The following is a 7,454-nucleotide window of genomic DNA, read 5'->3' on the forward strand; positions in this document are numbered from 1 at the left end:
CCCCCTCAAACCCAGAACGCCAATCCCTGCCTCAAGGGCTCCAACCCATTCGCCAGCAGTATCGGAAAGATGGAGAGCACTCTTATAGCCCAGGAGGATCTCCATGTCCCAGACACGCTTTACGAAAGAGTTTCAGGATGAGGCGGTGCGGCTTGCTCTGACTAGCGGCCGCAGCCGACGGGCGATTGCCGAGGATCTCGGCGTCGGCCTGTCGACCCTGCGCCATTGGATTGATCGCCGGCGCGAGCGCCAGATCGATGATCCGCCTGAAGAGCGCCAAGAGGACATGGCGGCCGAGTTGAAACGGCTGCGGCGCGAGAACGAGATCCTGCGCCAGGAACGCGAGATCCTGAAAAAGGCTACGGCTTTTTTCGCCAAGGAGGGAAGTCGATGAAGTTTCAGTTCATCGATGTGGCGAAAGAGGAGTTCCCCGTCACGCGCCTGTGCCAGGTTCTCCAAGTGAGCCCGAGCGGCTACTTCGCCTGGCGATCTCGTCCAGCGAGCCCACGCCAACGGGAGGACCTGGTCTTGCTGGCCCACATCCGCTCGGCCTTTGCCCTCTCGCATGAGACCTACGGCAGCCCGCGGATGACCCGCGAGTTGCAGGATGAGGGCTTGGAGGTTGGTCGGCGCCGGACCGCCCGGCTGATGCGGGAGAACGGCCTCAAGGCCCGGCGGAAGCGCCGGTTCACGCGCACCACCGACAGCCATCACGCCTTCCCGGTTGCGCCCAATCTCCTCGAGCAGGACTTCTCGGCCGGGCGTCCAAACGAGAAATGGGCCGCAGACATCTCGTACGTATGGACGAACGAGGGCTGGCTCTATCTGGCCGTGATCTTGGACCTGTTTGCCCGGCGGGTGGTCGGCTGGGCGGTCAGTGACAGCCTCCACAAGGAGCTGGCGCTCGAGGCGCTGCGCAAGGCTCTGGCGATCCGAAGACCCGGTGAGGGGCTCACGCATCACGCGGATCGCGGCAGTCAATACTGCTCAACAGCCTACCAGGCCGAGTTGAGGAAACACAGCATCCGGATCTCGATGTCCGGGAAAGGCAATTGCTTCGACAACGCCGTGGTCGAGACCTTCTTCAAGACCTTGAAATCCGAACTGGTCTGGCGCACGGTCTTCCAGACGAGGGCCGAGGCCAAGCAGGCGATCGGCCGTTGCATCGACGGCTTCTACAATCCCGTCCGGCGTCATTCGACGCTCGACTACCTCAGTCCGGTTCAGTTCGAAAGGCTGGCCGGATAGCTACCAAACCGCTCTCCACTTAAGCGAAGCAATTCCAAAAGGAACTTAGCACCATTGTACGGACGATCAAGGACGGCACGATCAGGAGCGCAGCGGCCGCGACCGGCGCAATGATAGCTCCGAGCACCCCGGTGGCCATGGTCGGCGGGCCCATGCCAGTCATGCCATTCACGATACCGGCAAGGAAGAAGGTCAGGCCTATGGAGGACATGAGCCATATGAAGAGTTTGGACATGCTCCATTGCCCCACCGGCCGATGAACGGCGCAAACTGGGAGTTTCATATCCAGCCTTCGTTCATGCCAAAGGCCGGCGTGGTTCGATGCCGCCGGACTGGCGGTAATCCGGGGGATGAGATCGTCCAACTATGTGGCTCGACTGTTGACGTCGCTTGCGTGTGTCATGGCGCGAGGCCTCCATGTCTAAAACGACGCGGATCGCTTACAGCGCAAGTTCCTGGTGCAGACAGTCGCTGGCGATCCAACCTACGGTCAGCCGAGCGAACGGGTCCCGGATCACGGCCAGACACAGCCGCCCCCAGTCGTCGACGCGTAAGAGATATCCGCCGCTGTTTCCGGCTCGGGCCCTCGGCTGAGAAGTCTTTCTCGATCAGGCTGCGACGGCCTGTCAGAGCGCGCAGGACTGCCTCCTCCTGAAACTCTTCCATTAAAACGTGTGTGGCCCGTGGGGACCCTCCTGAGTTAATGAAGTGTTCGCCATCCTTCAGAAACAAGTCTCTGCCTCGAACATCATCTCCAAGCTTGCTCAGCATGTTGACGTACCAGTGTTCCGAAGCACCCACGATTTTGGGCTCACGGCATTTTGCGCTTTTGTAGTTATCAGTTCACGAGGTTATCTTTGGCGCCTGCACGTCGATCGTGCAGTGCTTATAGCATGCCCGTGGATTGAACAGGTCACGATGCTGCGACCTTCCTCGGCGTGTGTACGATCGTTGGTTGGCCTGTTACTGGCTCGGCAGGGTGACGGCCACACAATGCAGACTCTAACTGCGCTTGATCCAATTCTCCCTCCCAGCGAGCTACCACGAGCGACGCCACCGCGTTACCGATCAAATTCGTTAGTGCCCTGCATTCTGACATGAAGCGGTCAACGCCCAGGATCAGAGCCATGCCAGCAACGGGAACGCTCGGGACGACGGAGAGCGTAGCGGCGAGTGTGATGAAGCCGGCCCCCGTCACACCTGCTGCGCCCTTCGAGGAAAGCATCGCAACGAGCAGCAGGAGAACCTGATCGCTAATTGAGAGATCCACGTTCGTCGCTTGGGCGATAAAAAGAGCGGCGAGCGTCATGTAGATGTTGGTGCCGTCCAGGTTGAAGGAATACCCAGTCGGAATGATGAGGCCCACGACGGAACGCTTGGCACCAGCCTTTTCCATTTTTTCCATGAGTGATGGGAGCGCGGCCTCCGAGGAAGATGTTCCGAGGACTAGCAGCAGCTCTTCCTTGATGTAACGGACGAGAGAAAAGATCGAGAAGCCATTGTAACGGCAAACCGCACCTAGAACCCCGAATACGAAGAAGAAGGCCGTGATATAAAATGTCCCGACCAGCAACGCGAGGTTGATCACAGAGCCGATACCATACTTGCCTATGGTAAAAGCCATCGCGCCGAAAGCGCCGATCGGTGCGGCCTTCATCAGGATGCTGACGAGCTTGAAGATGGGCGCGGAGAGGGCCTCAAGGAGGTCAACGACCGGCTTGCCCGTCTCTCCAACCATGGCCAACGCTATACCGAAGAGGGCCGAGAAGAACAGTACCTGCAGGATGTCGCCTTCCGCAAAGGCCCCAACAATCGTTCCCGGGATGATATTCATTAGGAAAGCCGTCACCGATCGCGCGTGGGCCTGGGCGGCATAAGTACTCACGGCTTGGACATCAAGTGAGGCCGGATTGATGTTGAGGCCGGCGCCAGGCTGAACGACATTGGCGACAATGAGGCCGACGATCAGGGCGAGCGTTGAGAACGTGACGAAATAGACCATCGCCTTGCCAACAACCCGGCCCGCCTTATGGGGATCGTTCATGCCAGCAATGCCGGTCGTAACGGTCAGAAAGATAACGGGCGCGATAATCATCTTGACGAGCTTGATGAAGGCATCGCCGAGAGGCTTCATGTTTTCACCAACGCCTGGATAGAAATGGCCGAGTGCGACGCCGAGGGTGATTGCGGCAAGCACCTGCACGTAAAGCTGGGCATAGAAACGCTTGCGAGGCACAAGGTTGGCGCTTTGGGCTTGTGGGGTAAGCATAAAGTTCTCTCCCTAACCTGATCGGGGCGGGCTCTTCGTCCCTTCCCGGGCTTCTCCTGTTGCGGCGCTCCGGTCGAACGCGGCTGCGATTCCAATTGCAAGAGCCGTGCCAAAACACACAACAAGCGAACCGCCGGGTTCTCAGGCATTTCGGAAGCGCAGCGCAGTACGCTTGTGCGGATTTCGGCACTCTCTGCCTCCCCCCTGGCGACAATCCGCACCAAGGTCCCTCAAGTTCGTCAACAATCAGTCTGGAGAACGCGGTGGCAGAATACAGCCTTGACAAGGGCTCGCTCCGGCGCGCCCGATTGCTGTTTCCAGGCAGATCGGCCGGCGGTCAAACTCTCTGGCTTGTCGTTTTGTTCGCACTCCGTGACGCGGTCGCCGAATGGCATATGAAACCTCGGTCGTATCGGCTGAAAGAAGCAGGGCTGCACTAAGACAGATGAGACCCGTGCGCGGGTACCCCGACCTGTGGCTGCTTTGGTGATCAGATGGAGCCGCGGGACATGACGGTGGCGGTTCCATCGCACGCAGTCGGATTGGACACGAAGTTCATTGCAGATCCCGTACCCCATCGTTGCTCGCCGGATCGTCTATCGGAGGTGGTCGAACGGTCCTTGCTGGATCAGCACCTCCTTGGCATCTTGGCTGTTTGGTGGCGGAACGTTGTTGGTATCAGGTGCAATGGATGCAACTTTGATTGCTTCGACCGCGCACTTGGACGAGGAGGGTGCCCGGGCTTGACCCAGATGAAGCAATTTGATCTACGGCTTCAAAATTCATGTGGCGGCGGATGTCGAGCCGCGTCTCGTTGAGGGTCTAGAAGGTGACACCCGACGACGTCAACAACGGGCGTGCTGGCGAAAACGTCCCGCTGTATGACCCCGGCGCCGTTTCCGCGGACAGTGCGTAGCGCGGAACACCTTTTGCCTCTGCGGTGCGGCCCGGAGGGCGGATACCCGCGCATGGTCCAGACAGGCGCGTGGGGTCAGCTTAGTGCCGATTCCTAACGCAAGCTGCGGATTTAGTACCATCACATTCATTATCTGCGCTGCCGGATCGAGAAGATCTTCGGCGCCTGGAAACATAGCTACGACCCACGACGCCTGCGCTATCTCGGACTGGCGATAGCGGCCCTGCAGACTAGGCTGGCTTCCGTCCATAAACGTGCGCATTTCGGAGCATGCACAATAGGTTGTGCCGAGTTGGAGCGGCTTTGACGAGGCTAGGCAGGGTGAAGAGCGCTGAGTGTTGACAAAAATGGTGTCGTGGGCGCGGTTAGGCGCTCGTCCCGAGGGCCGACTGTGGCCGGCGTGACGCAATCGGGATACCGGCTCGGTTCAGGTCGCTGTGAGGCGAGTGAAGAGAACGAGGTTGTAGGCCACGACCGAGGACCAGACATAAGCTTTGAAGTGATCAAGGCCGCGCCAGGTGCAACGCGCCAAGCCCTAGGCGCGTTTGAGGCATGAGATGCCGGCTTCGATGCCGGCGCGAAAGTTGCGCAGCTTGCGATAGACCACTTGCTTCTGACCATATCCTCGATCCTGAGGCCGGCTTTCTTGTGAAAGGCCATGTCGCAGACGCCCCACGCCTTCGCTGTGGCCAGGTTGCCGCGCGTGGCGAAGCCGCCATCGGCCGCCGCTTGCCGCGGCGCTTGGCCATAGAAGGCGACGTGGCGCGCCAGCATCGGCAGCAAGCAGTCTGATGATGCGTTCGACCAGCGGCCGATCGTGACGAACCTGGACCTGCCATAGGGCGATGGGCGGCGTGCTCGCCACGGCCAATCGTTCGCTCGCCTGCTCCAGATCGGCCAAGGTCGTGCGCGTGATGGCGATCAGCTCGCGATAGAGTTGGACCCGAGTGGATCGACTGCGCGTGAACTGGATCTTGTGGGCGCGCTTCTTGGCCGCGCGGCAATGATCGCGCCATGAACCGGCGCCGCCGATCAAGGCGTCAGCCCGCTTCAGAAGGCGCACCATGATCCGTACGGCATCCCACAGCAAGCTGCTGTCGCTCGGTTCGTGCATGAGTGCCGAGGTCACCGTGCTGTCCAGCCGGACCACCGCGCCGTCTTCGAGCTTCGCCTGCCGAGCGACCGACAGCAGGGTCCGATTGATCTGCTCCCAGGTCTCGGGCCGGATCGCACTGATCGTCTTGTGCAGCACCGACTTCTGCGGGCTCCATGACCATGGCAGGCGGGCAAACGCGCGAAATGAAGCGGAGTCCTCGAGGTGGAATGCCAACTCCTGGTAGCTCAGTTGCCGGTACTGCTTGAGGATCGCACAGCGCAGCACCGCTTCAGCGGGCAGGCCTTGCCGTCCGGTCGCCTTGATGCCGCCCCGACACAGGTTTCGCGCCACCACGCTAAGCAGATCGCAATGCTCGTCCAGCCATTGCGACATTGCCTTCAACTCGCAGCCGATCTCGTGCGTGGCGAAACGATCGAATATGCTGGCTTGGACGGTGCGTTCCTGGCGCATTGTCGGCTCCGGCGGTGGCAGGGCTTTGGGCTCAGTGGCATGATCCAAGATACCTGAAACCGCTGGGCCTTGCTCGCGCAAAGCTATGATTCACGTAATGAAGTCAAACGTTTGCCGTTTGTGGATGGAAACTAGGCTAGCGGCAATCGCCTGCAATCTGAAGCGAGCCGCGGTGGTCCTGGTGCCGCATGCGGTCCGATCAAAGGCAAAATGTGCCGGAAGGCATACCACACCGTCGTGCAGACTACTGAGCCCCGTCAGGCGAGATGGGTTAAGCAGAATGCCCTTCTCGGCGCGGGTCGCTACCGCAAGATTTCAGCCCGCAACAGGTCTCATGAAAAATTCATCTAATGATCTTCACGGGATGCCGGTAACGGAGAGGCCTGCATGACGGAAGAAGCGGACGATCATCTCGGGGTGACGTTTGAGGCGGCCGAACTCGCGACGGGCGAGCCGATGCAGGTCGTCGACTGAGTCGGGCAGCGCGTTTGCCATGGCCCCCTTGACGATGGCGTTGCACTGCTCCTCGGGGTTCAGCTCGGGCGCATAGGCCGGCAAGTACGCCCCTGCATCATCCTGCGCATGCGCTGAGATGAAGTCCCTTGTCGCCCGTGAGCGGTGGGCATTGAGCTGATCCCAGACCACCCGCAGGGGCGCACCGACCTTGCGACGGAAATGCCGCAGGGCCGCGATCACGGTCTCACTTGAGACGCTGGTGCGAAAGTGACGGGCATACAGCCGCCCGTCCGGCGTGACCGCCACGATGCTCGACACCTCGCATCGTTTGCTCACCCGCTGGAGCACCGGGGTCAGCCCGCGCCGGGCCCAGGTCGTGGCTGGCCGCGCCCGGAAGCTGTGGCCCGTCCCATCCACGAGTAAGAGCGTCCGGTGCTCCCGACCTGCCTTTGTTTCAGCGCCACCCAGTCCCGCTTGGGCCAGACCGCGATCACCCGCTCATCGCGCTCCTTGGCCCGGGTGGCCGGACGCTGCACGCTGAAGCCATGCGCCTTGAGCGGCCGTTCCAGATAGCGCGGATGATAATGCACCCCGAACTCGCGCTCGATCACGGCCGCGATGCGGTTGAGCGTCCAGCGTTCGGTGGCAAAGCCGGCCGCGATGGCCCCTCGGTCGAGGAGCCGGCTCAAGCGGGTCCAGGCTTTCTCATCGAGGCGCGCGGGCGGCCCGAGGTTGGGCCGCGCGGCCAGGCCGCGCGGGCCCGCCTGGACGAGCGTGGCGGCCCAGCGGCAGACACTGGCGCGACTGACCCCCACATGCCGGGCGATCTCGGCCTGCGAGAGCTGCCCCTGGCGCAACAGCACCGCGGCTGTTAGGCGCGCTCCTCCATCTGCTCTGCCGTCAAATGCGTCGGTCGCCAAACGTTGCCTTCCATCGCGCACCTCCTCACGATGACGGACACTGCCCTATGTTACACCCGGTGCGTGAAGATCAATAGA

Annotated in this window: 5 protein-coding genes and 1 pseudogene; 1 reads left to right on the plus strand and 5 read right to left on the minus strand. The window is 61.1% G+C overall.

Features of this window, described 5'->3' with window-relative positions:
• Positions 1-103: 103 nt before the first annotated feature.
• A protein-coding gene (locus DDF70_RS34650; RefSeq protein ID WP_425374146.1) for an IS3 family transposase occupies positions 104-1,248 on the plus strand; the annotation gives its coding sequence in 2 pieces (ribosomal slippage) (positions 104-362 and positions 362-1,248; 1,146 coding nt in all).
• Positions 1,249-1,267: 19 nt separating this feature from the next.
• On the opposite strand, the gene DDF70_RS37290 is transcribed toward DDF70_RS34650, so the two are convergent.
• The 5 genes and pseudogenes from DDF70_RS37290 to DDF70_RS34675 all read right to left on the minus strand — a co-directional run bounded on the left by DDF70_RS37290 (position 1,268) and on the right by DDF70_RS34675 (position 7,376).
• Positions 1,268-1,612, minus strand: a complete 345-nt coding sequence (locus tag DDF70_RS37290) for a hypothetical protein (protein WP_162820889.1) — start codon at positions 1,610-1,612, stop codon at positions 1,268-1,270.
• Positions 1,613-2,161: 549 nt separating this feature from the next.
• Complete coding sequence (locus DDF70_RS34660) at positions 2,162-3,517, minus strand: dicarboxylate/amino acid:cation symporter (RefSeq protein ID WP_114949071.1); 1,356 nt, start codon at positions 3,515-3,517, stop codon at positions 2,162-2,164.
• 1,343 nt (positions 3,518-4,860) lie between these two features.
• Positions 4,861-6,000, minus strand: a pseudogene (locus DDF70_RS34665) (transposase).
• Between the two features lie 357 nt (positions 6,001-6,357).
• Positions 6,358-6,873 carry a transposase gene (locus DDF70_RS34670; RefSeq protein WP_162820745.1) on the minus strand — a complete coding sequence of 172 codons (516 nt, stop codon included), beginning with the start codon at positions 6,871-6,873 and terminating at the stop codon, positions 6,358-6,360.
• On the minus strand, positions 6,810-7,376 hold the full coding sequence (locus DDF70_RS34675; RefSeq protein ID WP_162820617.1) for a winged helix-turn-helix domain-containing protein: 567 nt from the start codon (positions 7,374-7,376) through the stop codon (positions 6,810-6,812). The genes DDF70_RS34670 and DDF70_RS34675 overlap by 64 nt, the downstream gene beginning before the upstream one ends.
• Between the last annotated feature and the right edge of the window lie 78 nt (positions 7,377-7,454).

Origin of the sequence: Microvirga calopogonii, assembly GCF_003347665.1 — a bacterium.
Classification (GTDB): domain Bacteria; phylum Pseudomonadota; class Alphaproteobacteria; order Rhizobiales; family Beijerinckiaceae; genus Microvirga; species Microvirga calopogonii.

Coding starts and splice junctions, on each gene's coding strand:
- DDF70_RS34660 (WP_114949071.1), bottom strand. CDS start 3,517: ATGCTTACCCCACAAGCCCAAAGCGCCAACCTTGTGCCTCGCAAGCGT.